A 20,784-nucleotide genomic window follows, 5' to 3' on the forward strand; every position below is an offset into this window, starting at 1 on the left:
CGGGCCGGGGCACGCGCGCCGCGGCCGGCTCGGTCACGGCGGGGCGGCCGCCGACCCGGCGGAGTTCCGCCCGAACGATCACCCGGACGGCCCGGCTCGGTGGTGCGGGGGCGCCACCGGTGGTGCCGTGAACTGAGCCACGCCCCTCGCATCCGCACGTCTGGAGGCACCGCCATGCCCCGCTTCCCGGCCCCCGCCCTCTCCACCTCGACCGTGGTGACCACGGTCCTCGCCGCTGCCCTGGGGATCACGGCCGCCTGCACGGCCGGGGGCATCGGGAAGGCCGAACCGCCCCCGGTGACGGCGCCGGACACCCGCACGCCCGCCGCGTCCGCGGCCGGGTCCGCGCTGACCGCCGCACAGGCGCAGGCAGCCCTGCTCACCCAGGCCGACCTGGGGTCGCCGTGGGCGCCCACCGAGGGCGTCGCGACCTGGCGGGACGGACTGCTCAAGGCGAGCACCGGGACACCCGACTGCCAGCGTCTGCTCGACGCCCTCTACGCCGACGAGCCGCTCGGCACGCCGACCGGGACGCACGCGGTCGCCGCCTTCGACAACGGCGACGACGCGGCCCAGCTGCGCTACCAGGTCCTCGACCGCCCGGCGGCGGACGTGGACCGGTCCCTGGCCTGGCTGAAGAAGCTGCCGAAGACCTGCGCACAGTTCACGGCGACGACCACCCGGGCCGGCACGCAGCAGGTGGAGGTCACCGATCTCGGACTGCCGGCCGTCGGCGACGCCCGCCAGGGGCTGCGGGTGGTGCTGACCGGCAGGAACTCCGACGGCGACCGGACCGTGCTCACCCTGGACGTGGCCGCGGTGCGGGTCGGCGGTACCGCGATCACCCTCACCGACGGCGCCCTCGGCGGCATCTCGTCCGACGCCACCGCGCAGACGGCCCAGCGGGGCGCCCAGCGTCTGGCGGAGATCCGCCGGCGGGCGCGGGTGCAGGCCTGAGAGGGGTGAGCCCCCCTCACAGGAGCGGCTGGGCGGGCGCCGGGCCCAGAGTGGTGGTGCCGGGGGCCGTGCGGTGGCCCAGGCCGGTGCGGTAGGCGTCCAGGGCGGCCTCGACGCGGCCGGTGCGGCGCAGCAGGTCGCCGAGGAGGCGGCACAGGTCGGCCAGGTCGCCGGCCGCGCCCGCCCGCTCCAGGAGGCTCAGCGCGCGGACGTAGTGCTCCTCGGCTGCCTCGGTGTCGCGTGCGTCCTCCGCGATGATGCCGAGCAGTCGGTGCGCGGCGGCCGCGTGGACGGCGCCGCGCTCGGAGGAGAGGTCGCCGAGGACGTCGAGCAGCAGCGCCGCGGCCTCCTCCGACCTGCCGCGCCGGTGCAGCACATCGGCCAGCTCGACCACGACCTGACTGGTGTAGAGCGCCGCCCGCCGGGCCGACAGCATGGCCTTCGCGGAGCGCAACTCCTCCTCGGCACGCTCCAGTTCGCCGTTCTGCGCGCAGACGTAGCCGCGCATCCAGTGGCATTTGGCCAGTTCGGTGCGCAGCTGGAGGCGACGGTAGAGCTCGGCGGCCTTGGCGAGCGACGCGTCGGCCTCGGCGACCCGGCCCTCGGCCAGCAGGGTGCGGGCGACCGAGCGGTGCATCCGGGCCACCAGCGCCGGGTCGCCCGCCTGCGGGGCGAGGGCCAGCGCGAACTCCGCCGCCTGCGCCGCCCGCGCGTGCGCCCCCATGTCCATGTACGGCCCGATCACGCTGGCGTACAGCAGGAGCAGCGCGTCCGGGTCGTGCAGTCCGCCGCGGTTGAGTTCGTCGAGGGTGGATTCGAGGAGGTAGACGGCGTACCGGAGTTCGCCGGCCAGGTAGTGGGAGACGGCGCGGCCGCGCAGGGCGGGCACGCGGGCGGGCAGCGGCGCGTCGGCGAGGGCCCGCTCGGACCGCTCGAAGTGCTGCCGCCCGGCCTCCAGTTCACCGGTCTCCAGGGCGCACTCGCCGAGCCCCAGCAGGGCCTCCGCCCGGACGTCGGCGAGTTCGTGCTCCTCGGCCTCCGCGAGCAGCCGCGCGTAGCTCTCGGCCGCCTTGCCGGTCTCCCCGGCGGCGAGGGCGCGCTGTGCCTCGGTGAGCCTGAGCCGCAGGTCGGTGGCGAGGTGGGCGGGGCGCCCGGTGGCGAGTTCGTCGAAGGCGACCCCGAGCCGGCCGGCGAGGTGCCTGAGCGCCTCGTCCGACGGCCGCACCCGTCCGGCCTCCAGGGTGGAGATGTAGGCGGGCGTGTACACGGGCTCCGCCAACTGCCGCCGATTGAGGCCTTGTTCGCGCCGCAGCCGCTGCACCCTGCGTCCGATGGTCTTCGGGTCGTCCCGCTTCGCCATGCGGTTCATCATGCCAGTAGGCCCACGTGCACCGAGCGGCCCGACGGGCCTGCCGAGGCGCCCGTGCGAGACGGCTCGATGACGCCCAACTGCCTTGGGTCCCCTTTCGGTTCGGCCTCCCGACCCCCTAGGTTGGGGAGCGCATTAAGCGTGCTTGATCCATCACTGTCGCTGCGAGGTCGGTTGCCGTGCCCGGACGCACTGTCGCGCGCCATGGACGCATCTCCGCACGTCACGCCAGAGGATTCGGCGCGGCGGTCATAGCCGTCGCCGCCCTGATCGCCGCCGCCAACGCCGGCCCCGCGCGCGCGTCGGACGCCGCACCGGCCGCCCACCAGACGGCCCGGCACCGCTAGGGCCTTTCCTTCGGACGGAGCCGGAGGTCGCGGGGCCCGACCGGCCCGGTCCCGAAGAAGGACCCTGGCCGGCCGGGTCCCGAAGAAGTCCCTAGTCCGGCAGTGCCCGGCGCAGGGCGCGGTCCAGGCGGGCGGCCAGGTCCGCGTCGCCCGGCGGGTCGTCGGTGAACAGGGCCCCGAGCTCCGCGGTGAACGTCTGGGTGAAGGCCCCGTAGAGCGGGGTGCTCGGCCGCCGCACCGCCGCGCGCAGGGCCGGCAGCAGGGTGCCGCGGGCGTAGCGGGGGCGGCCCGTCCGGTCGCGGGGCATGTGGTCGGCGCTCTCGCCGGTCGGCGACGCCGAGGCTCTCGCCCCGGAGGTGGGCGCGGAGGCGCAGGTGACGTGGTCGTCCACGTACGCCGAGGTGCGCGTCGCGGCGAAGCCCGCGTCCAGCAGGCAGCGTTCGCTCTCCGGGCTGGTGAGGAAGGTGATCAGCTCGGCCGCCTTCTCCGCCCGCTGCGAGTCCCGGGTCACCGCCAGGTTCTGCCCGCCGAGCACCGCGCGGCCGGGCAGCGGCGCCACGCCCAGCTGCTTCTCCGTGAAGGTCTGGTACAGCGTGCGGTAGGCGTACGGCCAGTGCCGCAGGAACGCGGTGCGGCCGTCCGCGAAGTCGCTGAGCGAGGCGGCCTCGTCGGAGTCGACGGCGTCGTCGAGGGTGTACGGCCTCGCGGTGCGCGCGCGCAGCTCCGCGATGCCGTCGCTCAGCTCCTGGACGTCACCGGTGTAGTGGCCGGAGGCGTCGGTGAGCGCGAAGCCCTTCGTCGCCGACGCGAACGCCTCGATCGCGTTGACCGTACGGCCCTCGTACCCGGCCAGCTGCGTGGTCCACGCCTTCTCGAACCCCTTGGGCCGGTGCGTGTTCAGGACGTCGCCCAGGTTGAGCAGGTCCTGCCAGTCGGTGCCGCCGCCGAGCGCGGTCTGCCGGACGCCCGCCTCGCGCAGGTAGTCCTTGCGGTAGTAGAGCAGCCCCACGTCGCTGTTGAACGGCACCGCGTACACCTTGTCCTTCCAGCGGGCGGTGCCGGCGACCGACGCGATCACGTCGGCGTCGACCGCCTGGTCGGACAGCGGGCGGATCAGCCCGGCCTCGGCGAACTCCGGCACCCAGGTCACGTCCAGGTTCACCACGTCGTACTGCGCGCTGGCCGACTGCAGGGCGCCCAGCAGCTGGCTGCGCTGCTCGTCGGCCGAGCCGGGCAGTTCCACCAGGCGGGCGGTGAAGTTCGAGTGCTCCTTGGCCTGTCGCTGGTTCCAGGCGTCGATGAGCTGCTCGCGGATGCCGTTCTTGCCGGTCACGTCACGGCCGCTGGCCACCACGATCTCCCCGGGCACGTCGGCGGCCCGTGTCTGCGACACCTGCGGGCCGCGCCCGGTGCAGGCGCCGACCGCGAGCAGCGGCAGCAGCGCGGGCAGGGCGAGCCGTCGCGCCCGCAGCCGAAGGGACACCGGCCGGCGTGGCTCGGGCCGCGTCGGCCGCCGTGAGATCAGTTGCCGGGGTGTGAGCCGCAGCCGCTGGGGCACCAGTCGCCCTGGCTTCGGTCGCAGTGGCATCAGTCCTCCCCCGTCCCCACCCGCGCGACCTCGTCGTGCAGTCCCGTGCCGAGGTCGTCGCCGGCGTCCAGGCAACGGCCCCCGCTCGCCTCGGCGATCAGGGCGTCGGGCCGGCCCTCGTCGCAGGAGCCCCCGGCCAGGGACACCATGTCCACCGGCACCTTGAACCGCCGTGCCCGGCTCAGCACGTCGTCGAGGTTCCCGCCGGTCAGCCGGTTGTCGTCCTCGTCGTCGGTGATGTAGACGATCAGCTGCGGCCGGGCGTCGTCGGTGCCGCGGCGCCGCATCTCGTCGAGCGCGGCGAGCAGGGCCGCGTGCGGATCGGCCTCCGCGTCCCGCACCCGCGCCCCGTCGTCCACGACGCGCTCGGCGTCGGTGCGCCGGTGGTGGGTGAAGGGCAGCAGCGTCCCGTACGGCCGGGCCCCCGAGGTGCCGTACACCGACCACACGCCGTACTCGTCCTGCACACCGAGTCCGCCGAGGGACTGCTTCAGCAGCCCGGGGCCGCCGCTGGGCCCGCGCCACTGGGCGTTCATCGAACCGGAGCTGTCGAGGAGGTAGAGGACCCGGCCGGGGCCGTTGGCGCTGCGGTACCGCTCCAGCACCGCGTCCATCACCCCGGGTTCGGCGGGGCCGGGCAGCGGGCTGGGGGCGCGCAGCACACCCTCGCCGGGATCGTCCTGGTCGAGCAGGGCGTGTCCGGGGCCGGACGCCTGCCGGAAGCCGGCCTTCTCGAACGTGGCACGGCCCGGCTCTCCGGTGAGCCAGTCGTGGAAGCGGCGCACGGCGTCGTCCCGCGCCTGCGCGTCCCGGTCGGCGCCCTCCCAGCGCACCCGTACGAAGGTGGGCGTCAGGCCGGGTACGTCGCTCGGGTACTCGGCGGTCCGCCGCACCCGGGTGGTCCGGGCGCAGCCGACGCCGCTCTTCAGCAGGAACTCGGGGACGAGTACGGCGGTGCGGCCGTCCGCGGTGTGGTCGGCCGGCAGCGCGCACAGCAGCTCGGCGGAGGTGGGCGCGGGCGGCCCGGTGGGGCGGATCCTCCCCTCGGCGGTGCGCGGGTCGGCGCCGCCGCCGTCGTAGAGGCCGACCGTCGCGAGGAGCGCGGAGTCGGTGAACTCGGGGTCGGGCCGCCGGACCTCGGCGTTCGCGTCCTGCTTCCGCAGGGCGTCGACCAGCTGGGACAGCGGGCGCCCGACGCGGTCCGCCAGGGCGTCCGCGGCGGTGTTCTGCGGGACGGCCAGGACGACCGGCGAGTACACGAAGGGCCCGGCCTCCGGCTCCAGCGGGGCGAAGGAGCGGTTGGGCCGGTCGGTGTTGACCCGGGGCACGTCCGCGACGGATGCGGGGATCCAGACGTCCGGTTGCGGTCCCACGTCCCGCTGCGGGTCGGCGTCCTCGCGGGGTGCCTGCCAGGGGTCCGTCTGCTGGTGCAGCGCGTTGACGGCGGCGGCCGCGCCCGCGCCGTAGACGGTGATGCCGGTACGGCGGCAGCCGTGCCCGGTGGTGTTCGCGTCCGAGGTGAGGTACGCGTCCGCGGCCGCGCGCACCGTCGGCTCCAGGTCGGGGTCGGTCAGCACGCGCAGCTCCAGCGGCGGCGCGCAGGGGCGGTCGCCGCCGGGGTCGACGAGGACGTAGCAGCCGACGCCGAGGGCGCCGAGCGCGAGCACGGTCAGGGCGCTCACGGCGGCCCGGACCCGGGGCCGCAGCCCGCGGAACCACCGGCCGGCGGCGCGGACCCGGCCGCGTACGGCCCGCAGCGGGGCCGCGAGCCTGCCGCCGGCCCCGGAGCCCTCCGGCCGCCCCGGCTCGGACGGCTCCGACCGCTCCGACCGCTCCGTGTCCGGCCGCCCGGATCCCGGCGGCGCCGCACCCGGCCGTCCCCGCGGCTCGGACCGTGGACCCTGCGCGCCGGGCCGTCCCGCGCCCGGCGGTTCCGCACGGGGCGGCTGCTCGGACGCCTCCGGACCGGGCCCCGGCTGCTCGGACGACTGGGTGGAGGACGGGGGAGACGCCGAGGCCGCCGTCCCCGAGGCCGTCGCCGTCACCGACGCCGCCGAGGACACGGGCGGCCGCGACGACGGTAAGGACGACGGGGACGCCGACGACGGCGAGGACGGTGACCACGGCGCCGCCGTCAGCAGGACGTCCGTGCCCGGCTCCCCGGCGAGCTGCGGCTCCCACGCGTCGCCGAGCGTGGTCGTGCGGCCCGCCAGGGACATGCGGTCCCGCAGCCGGTCGAACAGCTCCAGAAGCGACGACTCCCCGTCCGCGCCGAGGAGTCGTACGAGTGCGTCGGTGAACGGCGTCGCTCTCGTGCCGTCGCCGGAGTCGATGAGCCGGTTGGCCTGCACGCTCATCAGCAGCAGGATCTTCTGGCGGCGGTCGGCGAAGTCGTGCCAGACCTTGGCGGCGTTGCCCGCGTAGCAGCAGTCGAGGATCACCACGACGCGCTCGGCGCGGCTCCCGGCCAGCTCGGTGAGCACGGCGGTGAAGGCGTCGGCGCCGGGGAACACCGCGCGCCCGCCCGCGACCACGCGCGCGTTGCGCATCTGCAGGAACAGCTCGTTGCCCGCGCTCGGCACCGCCCCGTGCCCGGCGAAGTAGCACAGCAGCAGCCCCTCGGTGAGGCGGGCGGCCGTGCGCAGTTCCTCGCTGAACTCGTCCAGGGACGGCGAACGCCGGACGGTGATCTCCCCCCGGTCGAACACACCGCCCCGCCGCAGCGCGTCCTCGAGCAGGGTCAGGTTGTGCCGGACGGCGGGCAGATCGCCGGGTACGCCGTCCGGTTCGGCCGGTTTCGTGTGGTCGTAGTCGGACACGCCGACCAGCAGCGCCCGGTTCACCCGCCCGCGCGGGTCGAAGCGGTTCACGGGGCTACCCCTCGTCGAGGTCCACCGGATCGACCCGTTCCTCCGGCGGATCACCGCGCTCCACCCGGCGGCGGTTCTCCTTCCAGGCCGCGACCGCCCGCTTGGTCTGCGCCAGCAGCTCCCGGAACGTGATCTCGGTGCCGACGCCGACCACGACCAGCAGGATCTCCATGCCGACGCCCATGTGCCCCGGCGGGCCGTCCGTGCGGGGCCGCTCCAGGATCCGCAACTGCCCGCCGCGGACCAGTTCCTCCAGCGGTCTCTCCCGCTCCAGCCACGCCTTCAGCGCGGCGACGTCGTTGGTGCTGCCCGCGCTCCCGTCCAACCGGACCCGGATGCCTCGGCCGGCCACGCCCTCCCCCTCAGCCATAACTCACCATTCTGGCACCGCGGCAGGCGTCGCGGGGAGGGTTCGTACCGGACACGTCCTTTTGGTACCAGTGGAGTTGGGTCAGCCGTGCGTCTGGAGCTGCGTCAGCTGCTGCCGTACGTGGTCCAGCGCGCCCTGCCTCCGGCCGGGCACCCGGCCACGCAACTCGGCCAGTTCGGGGCCGAGTTCACGGGCCCGCGCCGGGTCGCCGAGCTGCCCCCACTGGTGGTGCGCCCGGTCGACGGCGGCCTCGACCTCCGGGGTGTCGGGGGACTGTCCCAGGGCGAGGCGGGTGGTGGCGACGGTCAGCCAGGCGCGGCAGCTGCGGGCCGCGTCCCCCGCGAACATCGCGAGATCCGCGCGGACTTCGGCCCAGTGCAGCGCCTCCTCGGAGGCGGTTCCGTGCGCCCTTACGGCGGCCTGCTCCCAGCGGGCGGCCAGCACGTCGGCGTCACCGTGCCGCCCGCCCCGGACGCACTCGGCGATCGCGGCGTGCGGGTCGTCCGCGCCCGCCGGCCGCGGATCGCGCCGCGGGGCCGGGACGCCGTCGGCCGTCGCGGCGAGCGGGGAGACCGTCACCGGCGCCTGCGGGGTGTGCCACCCGGCAGGAACGCCTTCCGCCGTCGCGGCGAGCGGATCGGACGCCACCTGCGGCTGCGGGAGCTGCCACCCGGCAGGGGCGCCTCCGGCCGTCGCGGTGTGCCGGTCGGGGTGGAAGGACGCGGCCGTCGCGGCGGGCCGGCCGGTACGGAAGGACGCGGCCGTCGCGGGGTACGGGGCGCCCGCCCCCGGCGGCTGTGCCGTCAGCACCAGGTCGCCGCCGGCGCCGCCCTCGTCGGCGAGACGCGCCAGCGCCTGCTGGTGCAACCGGTCGGGCGGCGGCCGGTGCCCGCTGCGCAGGAGGGTCGCCACCGCCTTCATGTACGACGGCGCCGCGACCGTGCGCCGGGGCGGCGGGGGCGCGATGCGGCCGTACACGGCGATGTTGCGGCCCGTGTCCAGCGGGCGCTCCCGGAGCCGGGCCCACACCTCCGGGTCCGCGTGCAGGTCGGCCAGGACGGTGGTGGTGCCGTCCGGGCGCAGCCGGAGCTCCTCGCGCAGCCAGTGCCAGGGCAGGGCGGTGTAGCGGACCGTCGCGGGGGCGGTCCGGGCGAGCGCCAGATGGGGCAGGCGCTGCCGGCGGTCGAGCTGGAGCTGGCCGGCGACGAAGACCGTCAGCGGGCCGGGGGCCGCCGCGGCGGCACGCAGCCGGGTCAGGACGGCCTGCGGTTCGAGCGGGTCGACGAGTTCCACGACGGTCGCGGTGTCCGTGCCGGAGAGCACGGCGGGCGGGACGGCGGCCAGCACGGGAAGCACCGACGCGGCGTCCACCAGGCGCCCCCGGCCCACGGGCGAGGCCGCGAGCAGCAGCACTGTTCCGGGCATCGTCCCCCCGTGTCCTGTCGGTGATCCTGACGGTCGCGTACGTCAGCACCGTAGCCTCTGCGGCTGCGAAGGGGGGCTTCGGACCGGTCAGCGCCGGTCGAGGCCGTACCAGGGTCCCCGCCCGGTGGGCCGCCCGGCGGCGCGGCGGACGGCGAAGATCGTGGTGTCGTCGCCGAGGTGGCCGCCGGAGTGGCGCAGGGTGCCGTCCCGGACGTGGGCGACCAGGCGCCGCGGCTCGGCGGTGCGCGGGTCGGCGGCCACGGCGCGGGCCAGCTCGGCGACCAGCGGGTAGAACCTCCCCGCGCCGTCGCGGGACTCCGTGACGCCGTCGGTGAACAGCAGCAGGGTCTCGCCGGGGCCGAGTTCCACCCGCCGCACCGGCTGGGGACGGCCGGGGGCCAGCTCCCCGAGGCCGAGCGGAAGGCGGTCGCCCTGCGGCAGCGGCCGTACCCCGCCGGGGCCGACCGCGAGCGGCGGCTCATGGCCGAAATTGACCATCTCCACGGCGTTCGTGGCGTCCGCGGGGAAGCCGAGGAGCAGGGCGGTGGCGAACCGGTCGCCGTCCTCGCGGCCGAGCGCCGTGGTGTGGCGGCGGTGCCGCAGCATCCGGGTCTCCAGGCGTTCGGCGACGGCCGCCAGGGACGGTTCGTGGAAGCCGGCCTCGCGGAAGGTGCCGAGCAGCGCGGCCGCCGCCTCGACCGCGCCGAGTCCCTTGCCCTGCACGTCGCCGATGAGGACCCAGGTGCTGCCGGGGCCGGGCTGGATGTCGTAGAAGTCGCCGCCGACGCGGGCCTCGGTGTCGGCCGCCAGGTAGGCGGCCGAGTGGTCCAGCCCGCCGAAGCCCGGGGGCAGCGGACGCAGCACGGTGCGGCGGGTGGTCTCCGCGACGTCCCGCATGTGCAGCATGCGCTGCTCGCCGCGCACCCGGACCGCGCAGGCCAGCACGGCGAGGATGCCGCCGGTGGCGACGAGGATGAAGTCGGGGACCCCGGTCTGGAACTGGTGCGGCCAGGCGCTGTCCACCAGCAGATAGGTGACGACCGACAGCGCGGCGAACACGGCCGTCGCCCACACCCCGCAGATCGCCGCGGAGATGCCGGGGACCAGCACGATCCAGGAGATGATCCGGAACTCGCCGGTGGTGTTCCAGTCGACCACCGCGATCGCCACGAGCAGCAGCAGCGGCGGCACCCAGGCCACACTGCGCCCGCGCACGCGCAGCAGCTGGCCGCGGTGCAGTACGTCGCCGCGACCGTGCTCCGGATAACGGTCGAGCGGCTCCGCACCCCCACCGCCGTCATTCACGCGCCTCAGCGAAACACAGCGGCGCACCGGCCGCATCCGGGCCGGGGGCGGGGTGGGGCCGGGCGGCCCACACGCCGGGCGCGGCCGCGGAAAGCCTCTGGAACAATCCCCGTCCGCCGACTTGCCGACGCCCGCCGCCCGGTGTGCCCTGGTAGGCGGGGGCGGAGAGAGAGGAGAGCTCTCATGACTCAGGCGCTCGCGCCCGGCGGCACCAGGCGCACCCACCCGCCCGACGTCTTCAGCGAGCGGACCCACGCGGTCGCCCGCTGGGCGATCCCCGCCGTGCTGGGGCTCGTCTACGGCTTCTGGGCCGCGGCCAACCAGCGCCACGGCGGGCCGGTCACCGGCTGGAACCTGCTGTTCGGCTGGGTCACCGCGATCGTGTTCATGCTGGCCATGGTCGGTGTCCTGTATCTGGCGCCGCGCCTGAGGCGCGAGCTGCACGCCACCCTGTGGGGCGCCTTCACCGGCATCGCCGTGGGCTTCCTCTACGCCCAGACCGGCAACTCGGTCGTCACCGCCCTCTTCATCGGCCTGGGCTGCGCCGCCCTGGTGGGCGTCTCGCTCTTCTACTGGTGCTACACCCACGAGGACGCCGAGGGCCACCGCCTCTGACCCACCCCCGCCAGGGGTGCGCACCGCTCCGCCGGGGCTCGGCCTGTCCGCCGGGGCTCGGCCTCCGGGGCGCGCACCGCTCCGCCGGGACTCGGCCTGTCCGTCGGGCCCCGCGCCGTGCCACGCCTGCCCCGGACGCCGGACCCACGCCTCCATTCGGGGCCTCGGGGCCCTCACCCGTTCGCCCACCCCCACTCGCGCCCTCCGCCCCGGGGCCGTTGCCTGGGAGGGTGTCCCCACGTCTGCGAAGCGGTCCGGCGACCGCACTGATCGCGCTCTCGTGCCTGCTCGTGCCGTTCGGCGCGCTGTCGGCCTGGGCCGCGTACGGACTCGCCGACACCAGCCGCTACGTCACCACGATGGCGCCGCTCGCCGGCGACCCGGACGTGCGTGACGCCGTCGCGGACACCGTCGGGGACGGGATCATGCACGAGATCGACACCCGCGGGATCGGCCCCGAGCTGGACGCGCGCGTGATCCGGAGCACGGTGGACCCCTTCGTCCACGAGGCGGTGCGCTCGTTCACGCGGACCGCCGCCTTCCGCACGGCGTGGAACGAGGGCAACCGGGCCGCCCACCATGCCGTGCTGCACGCCCTGCGCGACGAGCGCGCCGAGCACGACCGCCCGGTCACCGTCGACCTCGCCCCCGTGACCGCCCAGGTCAAACACCAGCTCACCCAGGACCACGTGCCGCTCGCCGGCCGCATCCCCGTCGAGCACACCGAGGTCTCCCTGGTCCCGGCCCAGCAGCTGGGCCGCCTGCGGAAAGGGTTCCACGTGCTCGAAGTCGCCGGCTTCTGGCTCCCCGTCGCCGCCGTCGTGTTCGCCGTCGCGGGCATCGCCCTGGCCGCCCGCCGCCGCCGCGCGGTCCTCGCGACCGCGCTCGGCACCGCCCTCGGCGGCGCGCTGCTCGCCCTCGCCCTCGCCGTGGGCCGCGACCTGACCCTCTCCGACCTGCCCGGCGAGGTGTCCCACCCGGCGGCGGGCGCCGTCTACGACGCCCTCACGGCCACCCTGCGCACGACCTCCTGGCTGCTGGTGGCGATCGGTCTGACGGTCGCCGCCCTCACGTGGGTCACCGCCCGCTCCGGGCGCCCCCGTCCGCCCCGCCCCGGGCGACGTCGGCGAGCGTCCGCAGCGCCCGGTCCAGCTCCGGCTCGGGGGCCGAGGCAAGCCCGAGCCTGACCGCGTCCGGAGTGCGGGCAGGGTCGACGGCGAAGGCCGGTCCGGGCGTGACGGCGATCCCCTGCGCGGCCGCCGCGGCCGTGAAGGTGTCCGCGCGCCACGGCGCGGGCAGCTCCCACCAGGCGAAATAGGCGTACGGATCGGACCGTACGGTGAAGGCGCCCAGGTGGCGGCGCACCAGTCGCTGCCGCCGGGCCGCCTCCGCCCGCTTCGCCGCCACCAGCCGGGCCACCGTCCCGTCCCCGGCCCACCGCACGGCCGCCGCCAGCGCGAAGCCTCCCGCGCTCCAGCCCCCGGAACGCACCGCCGCGGCCACGGCCTCGACCCGGTCCGCCGGTACGACGAGGAAGCCGGCCGTGAGACCGGGGGCGACGCGCTTGGACAGCCCGTCGACGACGTGGACGAGGCCGGGTGCGTGGGCGGCGAGCGGATCGGGGGAGCCGGGGTGCAGGAAGGCCCAGACGCGGTCCTCCACGACGGGCAGGCCGAGTTCGGTCACCGCGCGGGCGAGCCCGAGGAGCCGCGCCGGGCTCGTGGTGAGCGAGGTCGGGTTGTGCAGCGTCGGCTGGAGGTAGAGCGCGGACAGCGGCGCCGAACGGTGGGCGGCGGCCAGGGCGTCCGGGCTGATCCCCTCCGCGTCCGTGGCCAGCGGCACCAGGATGATCCCCAGCCGGGCCGCGACCTCTTTGACCAGCGGATACGTCAGCGCCTCGACGCCGACCCGCCCGCCGGGCCGGACCAGGGAGGCGAGGGCGGCGGCGATGGCCTGGCGGGCGTTTCCCGCGAACAGCACCCGGTCCGGCTCGGGACGCCAGTCCGGGGTGGCGAGCAGCGCGGCGGCCGCCTCCCGGGCGGCGCGGGTGCCGGTGGCGGCGGCCGGGCACAGCGCGTCGGTGAGGCCGCCGGGCCGCAGCAGGGCGGCGAGGGCGGGTTCGAGCAGCTCGGACTGGCCGGGCGCGGTGGGGTAGTTGAGCTCGAGGTTGACCGCCGGCGGGGCGACAGCCGGGGACTCGGCCAGCGCACGGCCGGCCGGCCCCGGTGCCGCGGCCCGCACGAAGGTGCCGCGCCCCACCTCGCCCACCACCAGCCCGCGCCGCACGAGTTCGCCGTAGACCCGCGCCGCGGTCGAGGCGGCGATGCGGTGCCGTCGCGCGAACGCCCGCTGCGGCGGCAGCCTCCGGCCGGGCGCGAGCCGCCCGTCCGCGATCGCGTCGGCGATCCGGTCGGCGATGCGCCGGTAGTCGTCCACGAAGATCCCTCGTCCGGCTTCCGCCTCCATTGCTCCGAGGGCAAAGACTTTATTGCACCGAGGAGTTGACCGCCTCTAGGGTCGCTGTCATGGCACCCTTCCTCGCATACGAGGACAAAGGCCCCGAAGAGTCACCGGCCTCCCTCGCCCCCGCCGCGCCCGCCGCACCTCTCACCCCTCTCGTCCTGATCCACGGCCACCCCTTCGACCGCACGATGTGGGCCCCGCAGCTCGACGCCTTCTCCGCCGCCCGCCGGGTGGTGGCCCCCGACCTGCGCGGTTACGGCGCCTCACCCGTGGTCCCGGGCGTCACGCCGCTGGCGCGGTTCGCGCAGGACATCGAGGACCTGCTGGACGAGTTGAAGGTGGAGACCTTCGTCCTCGCCGGGCTGTCGATGGGCGGGCAGATCGCGATGGAGTGCTGCCGGCGCTTCCCCGGCCGGATCAGGGGCCTGGTCCTCGCGGACACCTTCCCGGCTCCGGAGACGGCGCAGGGCAGGGCGGCCCGCAACGCCATGGCGGACCGCCTGCTGCGGGAGGGCATGGGCGGCTACGCCGACGAGGTGCTGGAGAGGATGGTCGCCCCGTACGCCGACGCCGCGGTCAAGGCCCATGTCCACCGCATGATGACGGCCGCCCCCGCCGAGGGAGCCGCGGCGGCGCTGCGCGGCCGCGCCGAACGCCCCGACTACCGCGGCCTGCTGACCCGCGTCCCGGTCCCGGCCCTCGTCGTCGTGGGCGCGGACGACACCTTCACCCCGGTCGCCGACGCGGAGGCGATGCACGCCGCGCTCCCGGACTCCGCCCTGCGCGTGATCGAGGGGGCGGCGCACCTGCCCAACCTGGAACGCCCGCAGGTGTTCAACGAGGCGCTCGGCCGGTTCCTGGCACGGGTGGACGGCGTCTCGTAGGCCGAGCGGGTTCCTGGCACGGGCGGACAGCGTCCCGTAGGCGCCGGGACGGTTCCCGGCCCGGGGCGGCGGGGGGCCTCGGGCGCGCCGGGGCCGACCACCGCGCGCCGCTCGCCGACCTGCCCCTCCACCGGCGGACAGCCCCGCGTCGAGGGGCGGCCGGTCGGGCGTGCTCGGGCACCATGGACACGGCTTGTACCCGGGCTCTCGCCCCTGCCCAAGATCATCACTTCGGGCCGCTAACCTTACGTGTCCGTCCTGGCCAGGGATCGACGGGCTTAACTCATGCGAAGGGCTGCGCACATGGGCATTCTCACTCTCCTGCGGAACGCGTTCGGCCGATCACGCAAGGGGCGCACGGCCGAGGCAGAGGGTGCGGAACGGGTTCCGTCCCAGGACATCGCCCCCGCGCACGAGGAGACTCAGTCCCCCGAACCGGCGGCCCCCGCCGAACAGCCGGAGGCCAAGCTCCCGTCCCCCTCCCCCGAACCCACCCCCACCACTCCCCACGTCCCGGACCCCCGCCCGTCCTCCCCGGACGAACACGACCTCGTCAGCGAGGCCTTCGACAACATCACCGTCCCCGCCCAGTCCAAGCCCCTCGACGAGCCCACGCCGGAGCCGGAGGCGACGAAGCCCGAGCCGGCCCAGGCCGAGACGCCGGAGCCCGCACAGGCCGAAGAGCCGACCGCCGCCGAGGCCGAGGAGCCGGAGCCGGAGCCGGAGGCGGCGAAGGTCACGGAGCCGGTCACGGCCGAGGAGGCGGAGCCGGAGGCCACGGACCCCGAGCCGGTCGCGGCGAAGCCCGAAGCCCCGAAGGCCGAGGAGGCCACCGAGCCCGAGACCGAGGCCGCCGACGTCGAGCCGGAGACGGCCCCGGAGCCTGAGGCAGCGGAGGCCGCCGAGCCGGAGACCGCAGAGGCGGACGCCCTGCAGGCCGAGGAGGCCACCGAGCCCGAGACCGAGGCCGAGGCCGCCGACGAGCCGGAGACGCCGAAGGCGGAGGCCCCGTCGGCCGAGGAAGCCCCTCAGCCGATGGAGCCGCAGGCCGACGGGACGCCCGAGCCGACGGCACCCGAGGCCACCGAGCCGCAGGCCGCCGCGGAGCCCGAGGCAGAGCTGGAGCCGGAGCCGCTCGCGGCGAAGACCGAGACCCCGGACGTCGAGAAGGCGACCGAGCCCGAGCCCACTCCCGCCGCCGAGCCGGAGACGCCGAAGGCCGAGAAGGCCGAGAAGGCCGAGAAGGCCGAGAAGGCCGAGAAGGCCGAGAAGACCCCCGAGCCGGAGGCGACCGCCGCCGATGCCCCGGAGGTCCCGGAGGCCGAGGAGGCGACCGAACCGGAAGCCGCCGACGGTGAGACCGCCCCGCAGGGGCCACCCGCACCCGACCACGAGACCCGCACGGGTGGTGCGGGTGGGAACGCTTCCGGCGAAGGCGAAGCCGAGACGTCCACCCCCGCTGCGGCCGGCACCCCCACCGAACCCGGCGCCGCCGTCCCCTCCACCCTCACCACCGCCTACCAGGCAGCCGCCACCACCCTCGCCCACACCGGCCTCACCGGCACCCGCGCCAAGGTCTACCTCGTCCTCGACCGGTCGGCCTCCATGCGCCCGTACTACAAGGACGGCTCCGCCCAGGCCCTCGGCGAGCAGACCCTCGCCCTCGCCGCGCACCTCGACCCCGAGGCCGCGGTCCACGTCGTCTTCTTCTCCACGGAGCTGGACGGCACCGGCGAGCTCACCCTCACCGAGCACGAGAACAAGATCGACGAGCTGCACGCCTCCCTCGGCCGGATGGGCCGTACCAGCTACCACGCCGCCGTCGAGGCCGTGGTCGCCCAGCACGAGAAGTCGGCCCCCGGCACCCCCGCCCTGGTCGTCTTCCAGACGGACGGCGCCCCCGACGCCAAGACCCCGGCCACGCAGTCCCTCACCGACGCGGCGAAGAACCACCCCACCGTGTTCTTCTCCTTCGTCGCCTTCGGCGAGCACGACAACAAGGCCTTCGACTACCTCCGCAAGCTGAAGACCGGCAACACCGCCTTCTTCCACGCGGGCCCCACCCCGCGCGAGCTCACCGACCAGGAGCTGTACGAGGGCATCCTGGCCGCCTGGCGCCCGTAACCGCTCGCGACCGCCCGCAGCCGCCGCACCGCACACCGCGCCGCCCGCTTCCCAGCCCGTAAAACGGGAAGCGGGCGGCGCGGTCGTGTCGGCTACGATTTCAAGGTTCGTAGACGAAATCGGGCGGTCCGGAAAACCGCCCGGACGTCACCCCGCGTAGCGACTTGGGAGCAGCCCGCGATGGCTCGACACCTCATCACCAGCGCCCTTCCGTACATCAACGGGATCAAGCACCTGGGCAACATGGTGGGGTCCATGCTCCCGGCGGACGTCTACTCCCGCTACCTGCGCCAGCGCGGCCACGACGTCCTCTACATCTGCGCGACCGACGAGCACGGCACCCCGGCCGAGCTGGCCGCGAAGGAGCGGGGCCTGCCGGTCGACGAGTTCTGCGCGCAGGCGCACGACGCGCAGAAGGCGGTGTACGACGGCTTCGCGCTCGCCTTCGACTACTTCGGCCGCAGCTCCTCCGCGGAGAACCGGGACATCACCCAGCACTTCGCCCGCAAGCTCGACGAGAACGGCTTCATCGAAGAGCGCGCCATCCGCCAGGTCTACAGCCCGGCCGACGGCCGCTTCCTGCCGGACCGCTACGTCGAGGGCACCTGCCCGCACTGCGGCTACGACAAGGCCCGCGGCGACCAGTGCGAGAACTGCACCCGCGTGCTGGACCCGACGGACCTGATCGACCCGCGCTCGGCGATCTCCGGCTCCACGGACCTGGAGGTCCGCGAGACCAAGCACCTCTTCCTGCTCCAGTCCAAGCTGCAGCACGAGGTCGAGGAGTGGGTCGCCCGCCACGAGGACGACTGGCCGCAGCTCGCGGCGTCCATCGCCCGCAAGTGGCTGAACGAGGGCCTGCACGACCGCGCCATCACCCGCGACCTGGACTGGGGCGTCCCGGTCCCGGCCGACACCTGGCCGGAGCTGGCCGCCGAGGGCAAGGTCTTCTACGTCTGGTTCGACGCCCCGATCGAGTACATCGGCGCGACGAAGGAGTGGGCCGACCAGGACCCGGACCACCGCGACTGGAAGTCCTGGTGGTACGACGTCGACACCGCCGTCCGCTACACGGAGTTCATGGCCAAGGACAACGTCCCGTTCCACACGGTGATGTTCCCGGCCACCGAGCTCGGCGTCCGCGAGCCGTGGAAGAAGGTCGACTACGTCAAGGCCTTCAACTGGCTGACGTACTACGGCGGAAAGTTCTCCACGTCCCAGAAGCGGGGCGTCTTCACCGACCAGGCCCTGGAGATCCTGCCCGCCGACTACTGGCGCTACTTCCTGATCGCGAACGCCCCCGAGTCGGACGACTCGTCCTTCACCTGGGAGCACTTCACGGCGACGGTGAACAAGGACCTGGCCGACACCCTCGGCAACTTCGTCAACCGTGTCCTGTCCTTCTCCAAGAAGCGCTTCGGCGAGGAGGTCCCGGCGGGCGGCGAGCCGGGCGAGGCGGAGGCCAGGCTGGGCGAGGAGATCGCACGGCTGCTCGCCGAGTACGAGGGCCACATTGAGGCGCTCCAGTTCCGCAAGGCGGCCGCGTCCCTGCGCGCCCTGTGGTCGGCCGGCAACTCCTACCTGGAGGAGAAGGCCCCCTGGCTGGAGATCAAGACCGACCAGGAGGCCGCGGCCCTCACCCTGCGCACGGCGATGAACCTGATCCACCTGTACGCGGTGGTCTCGGAGCCCTTCATCCCGACCACGGCGAAGGCGATGCGCGAGGCCTTCGCCCTGCCGGACGACACGGCGGCGTGGAGCACCCCGGACGAGGCCCGCTCCCTGAGCAAGCTCGCCCCGGGCATCCCCTTCACCGTCCCGCCGGTCCTGTTCGCGAAGCTCACGGACGACGACCTGGAGGCGTACAAGGAGCGCTTCGGCGGCGAGGCCGCGTAGCCGCCGCTCCAGCCGTCCGCACCGGGGCCCGGTGACCTCCCTGCGAGGTCACCGGGCCCCGTCGCGCGGGGCGCGCCCACGGCCGGGCGCGCGTGCCGCCTCTCAGGCCGCGTGGGCGAGGACGAGCGCGCCGACCACCGGAGCGGCGTAGACCAGGGGGAAGGGGATGTGCGCGTAGGCGCGCGCCCGGGCCACGGTGATCGCCGCGCCGGTGAAGTACAGGACCAGGCCGATCCCGGCGAGCAGGCCGATCACCGGCACGAACAGGCCGACCAGCAGACCCACGGCCCCGGCTGTCTTGGCCAGACCCAGCCAGGTCCACCACGACCGCGGCACCCCGTACTCCTGGAGGGCCTGCACGATCCACCGGACCCGCAGCAGCAGGACCGTGCCGGAGAGGCCCGCCATCAGGGCGGCCAGGACGGTGACGACGACGAGGGCGGTGTGCATGACGGTCTCCTTCGGACGGTGGGCCGGGGCGGCCGTGCGGCCGCTGCCTCACTGACGCGGGAGACGCGGAACATGTGACAGGGGCCCGGGATCGAGGTGATCCCGGGCCCCTGTGACCTCGGTGCCGGCGGGCCCGTGCGGGGCCCGGCCGGGACTACTTCGGCTGCGGCTTGCGCACCGACAGGTGCAGTTCGCGCAGGCGGGTCTCGTCCAGCTCGGTGGGGGCGCCCATCATCAGGTCCTGGGCGTTGCCGTTGAGCGGGAACGCGATCGTCTCCCGGATGTTCGGCTCGTCGGCGAGGAGCATCACGATGCGGTCGACGCCGGGCGCGATGCCGCCGTGCGGCGGGGCGCCGAAGCGGAACGCGCGCAGCATGCCCGCGAACTGCTCCTCGACGGTGTCCCGGTCGTAGCCCGCGATCTCGAACGCCTTGAGCATGATCTCCGGCTCGTGGTTCCGGATGGCGCCGGAGGACAGCTCGACACCGTTGCAGACGATGTCGTACTGCCAGCCCAGGATGTCCAGCGGGTCCTGGGTCTTCAGGGCCTCCAGGCCGCCCTGCGGCATCGAGAACGGGTTGTGCGAGAAGTCGATCTTCCCGGTGTCCTCGTCCTTCTCGTACATCGGGAAGTCGACGATCCAGCAGAAGCGGAAGACGTCCTCCTCGAAGTGACCCGCCCGGCGGGCCGCCTCGACGCGCACCGCGCCCATGATCTTGGAGACCTCGTCGAACTCGCCCGCGCCGAAGAACACCGCGTGTCCGGCGGCGAGGGAGAGGCGCTTGGTCAGCTCCGCGACGTTCTCCTCGGTGAGGAACTTCGCGATCGGGCCGGTCAGCGAGCCGTCCTCGGTGACCCGGACCCAGGCCAGGCCCTTCGCGCCGAGCGTGACGGCGTAGTCGCCGAGCTGGTCGAAGAACTTCCGGGGCTGCGACGCGACGTCCGGCACCGGCAGTGCGCGCACGTGCTTGCCGGCGAACGCCTTGAACTCCGAGCCCTCGAAGACGTCGGTGATGTCGACGAGCTCCAGCTTGGCGCGCAGGTCGGGCTTGTCGGAGCCGTACTTCAGCATCGCCTCGCGGAACGGGATCCGCGGGAACGGCGAGGTGACGTGCCGGCCGCCGCCGAACTCCTCGAACAGCTCCGTCATGAGCTTCTCGATCGGCTGGAAGATGTCCTCCTGCTCGACGAAGCTCATCTCCACGTCGAGCTGGTAGAACTCGCCCGGCGAGCGGTCCGCGCGGGCGTCCTCGTCGCGGAAGCAGGGCGCGATCTGGAAGTAGCGGTCGAAGCCGGAGATCATCAGCAGCTGCTTGAACTGCTGCGGAGCCTGCGGCAGGGCGTAGAACCGGCCCGGGTGCACCCGGGAGGGCACCACGTAGTCGCGGGCGCCCTCGGGGGAGGTGGCGGACAGGATCGGCGTGGCCATCTCGTTGAAGCCCATCGCCGCCATCTTGTGGCGCATGGCGGAGATGACCGCCGTGCGCAGCATGATGTTGCGGTGCATGCGCTCGCGGCGCAGGTCGAGGAAGCGGTACTCCAGGCGCCGCTCCTCGTTGACCCCGTCCTCGGCGTTGATCGTGAACGGCAGCGGGGCGGCGGCGCCGAGCACCTCGACCTCGCCGACCTCGACCTCGATCTCGCCGGTGGGCAGGTCGGAGTTCACGTTCTCGGTTCCACGTGAAACGGTCTTGCCGTCGACGCGGACCACCGTCTCCTTGGACAGCTTGTCCAGCGCCTCGTAGGCGGGCGTGCCGGGACGGGCGACGAGCTGCGTGATGCCGTGGTGGTCGCGCAGATCGATGAAGAGGATGCCGCCCAGGTCGCGCCGATTGTGCAGCCAGCCGCTCAGCCGGACGTCGCTGCCGACGTCAGAGGCGCGGAGCTCGCCGCAGGTGTGGGACCTGTACCGATGCATCGTCGTTCATCCAGTCTTCGCGATCGGGGTTTCCCCGGGGGCCACTCCCCGGGACGACCGGGCACGCACACGGCCCGGACCTCCCCAGGGTACCGGCCACCCCGAGATCGCCTCCCCACCATTACCGGCTGCCCGTCCGCGGCCCGGCGGCGGCCCCGCGGCCGCCGATCCGCGGCCCGACGGGTGCCCCGCGACCGTCCGGC

The 20,784-nt window shown here is 74.7% G+C and carries 16 protein-coding genes; 7 read left to right on the plus strand and 9 right to left on the minus strand.

The window, feature by feature from the left end; all coding sequences use genetic code 11:
- The first annotated feature begins 174 nt into the window (after window positions 1-174).
- On the plus strand, window positions 175-957 hold the full coding sequence (locus tag ACIPM1_RS11920; protein WP_402432444.1) for a hypothetical protein: 783 nt from the start codon (window positions 175-177) through the stop codon (window positions 955-957).
- Between the two features lie 16 nt (window positions 958-973).
- Here the strand turns inward: ACIPM1_RS11920 and ACIPM1_RS11925 are convergent, their stop codons facing one another.
- Window positions 974-2,317, minus strand: coding sequence for a tetratricopeptide repeat protein (locus tag ACIPM1_RS11925; RefSeq protein ID WP_402432446.1), 1,344 nt, complete (start codon window positions 2,315-2,317; stop codon window positions 974-976).
- Window positions 2,318-2,505: 188 nt separating this feature from the next.
- Between ACIPM1_RS11925 and ACIPM1_RS11930 the strand changes: the two genes are divergently transcribed.
- On the plus strand, window positions 2,506-2,673 hold the full coding sequence (locus ACIPM1_RS11930; RefSeq protein ID WP_402432449.1) for a hypothetical protein: 168 nt from the start codon (window positions 2,506-2,508) through the stop codon (window positions 2,671-2,673).
- Between the two features lie 91 nt (window positions 2,674-2,764).
- Here the strand turns inward: ACIPM1_RS11930 and ACIPM1_RS11935 are convergent, their stop codons facing one another.
- From ACIPM1_RS11935 to ACIPM1_RS11955, 5 genes are all read right to left on the minus strand, one after another.
- Window positions 2,765-4,261, minus strand: coding sequence for an extracellular solute-binding protein (locus ACIPM1_RS11935; protein WP_402432452.1), 1,497 nt, complete (start codon window positions 4,259-4,261; stop codon window positions 2,765-2,767).
- On the minus strand, window positions 4,261-7,131 hold the full coding sequence (locus ACIPM1_RS11940; RefSeq protein WP_402432455.1) for a caspase family protein: 2,871 nt from the start codon (window positions 7,129-7,131) through the stop codon (window positions 4,261-4,263). Before ACIPM1_RS11940 ends, ACIPM1_RS11935 begins: the two co-directional genes overlap by 1 nt.
- 4 nt (window positions 7,132-7,135) lie before the next feature.
- The gene (locus tag ACIPM1_RS11945; protein ID WP_402432458.1) at window positions 7,136-7,501 is read right to left on the minus strand and encodes a hypothetical protein; all 366 of its coding nucleotides are present in this window, start codon (window positions 7,499-7,501) and stop codon (window positions 7,136-7,138) included.
- 81 nt (window positions 7,502-7,582) lie between these two features.
- A complete protein-coding gene (locus ACIPM1_RS11950; protein WP_402432461.1) occupies window positions 7,583-8,926 on the minus strand; it encodes a hypothetical protein in 1,344 nt (447 codons plus the stop codon).
- 87 nt (window positions 8,927-9,013) lie between these two features.
- Window positions 9,014-10,231 (minus strand): PP2C family protein-serine/threonine phosphatase, encoded by a 1,218-nt coding sequence (locus ACIPM1_RS11955; protein WP_402432464.1) that lies wholly within the window; start codon window positions 10,229-10,231, stop codon window positions 9,014-9,016.
- Between the two features lie 183 nt (window positions 10,232-10,414).
- On the opposite strand from ACIPM1_RS11955, the gene ACIPM1_RS11960 reads away from it, so the two are divergent.
- Together ACIPM1_RS11960 and ACIPM1_RS11965 are read left to right on the plus strand one after the other, a co-directional pair.
- Window positions 10,415-10,846, plus strand: a complete 432-nt coding sequence (locus tag ACIPM1_RS11960) for a hypothetical protein (RefSeq protein WP_402432467.1) — start codon at window positions 10,415-10,417, stop codon at window positions 10,844-10,846.
- Between the two features lie 230 nt (window positions 10,847-11,076).
- On the plus strand, window positions 11,077-12,033 hold the full coding sequence (locus ACIPM1_RS11965) for a hypothetical protein (RefSeq protein ID WP_402432470.1): 957 nt from the start codon (window positions 11,077-11,079) through the stop codon (window positions 12,031-12,033).
- Here ACIPM1_RS11965 and ACIPM1_RS11970 read toward each other — a convergent pair.
- Window positions 11,924-13,282 carry a PLP-dependent aminotransferase family protein gene (locus ACIPM1_RS11970; RefSeq protein ID WP_402432954.1) on the minus strand — a complete coding sequence of 453 codons (1,359 nt, stop codon included), beginning with the start codon at window positions 13,280-13,282 and terminating at the stop codon, window positions 11,924-11,926. The two genes, ACIPM1_RS11965 and ACIPM1_RS11970, sit on opposite strands and share 110 nt — an antisense overlap.
- An 89-nt stretch (window positions 13,283-13,371) precedes the next feature.
- On the opposite strand from ACIPM1_RS11970, the gene ACIPM1_RS11975 reads away from it, so the two are divergent.
- From ACIPM1_RS11975 to metG, 3 genes are all read left to right on the plus strand, one after another.
- Window positions 13,372-14,193: an alpha/beta fold hydrolase gene (locus ACIPM1_RS11975; protein WP_402432473.1), complete on the plus strand. Its 822-nt coding sequence runs from the start codon at window positions 13,372-13,374 to the stop codon at window positions 14,191-14,193.
- Between the two features lie 303 nt (window positions 14,194-14,496).
- Entirely contained in the window at window positions 14,497-16,317 is a 1,821-nt protein-coding gene (locus ACIPM1_RS11980) for a VWA domain-containing protein (protein WP_402432476.1), read from the plus strand.
- Window positions 16,318-16,497: 180 nt separating this feature from the next.
- A complete protein-coding gene (gene metG, locus ACIPM1_RS11985; RefSeq protein WP_402432479.1) occupies window positions 16,498-18,213 on the plus strand; it encodes a methionine--tRNA ligase in 1,716 nt (571 codons plus the stop codon).
- Between the two features lie 102 nt (window positions 18,214-18,315).
- Here metG and ACIPM1_RS11990 read toward each other — a convergent pair whose 3' ends face one another.
- Window positions 18,316-18,663 (minus strand): DoxX family protein, encoded by a 348-nt coding sequence (locus ACIPM1_RS11990; protein ID WP_356194826.1) that lies wholly within the window; start codon window positions 18,661-18,663, stop codon window positions 18,316-18,318.
- A gap of 154 nt (window positions 18,664-18,817) precedes the next feature.
- Entirely contained in the window at window positions 18,818-20,581 is a 1,764-nt protein-coding gene (gene aspS / locus ACIPM1_RS11995; RefSeq protein ID WP_402432482.1) for an aspartate--tRNA ligase, read from the minus strand.
- Window positions 20,582-20,784 lie beyond the last annotated feature (203 nt).

It is taken from the genome of Streptomyces sp. NPDC086766 (genome assembly GCF_044746005.1).
Lineage (GTDB): Bacteria > Actinomycetota > Actinomycetes > Streptomycetales > Streptomycetaceae > Streptomyces.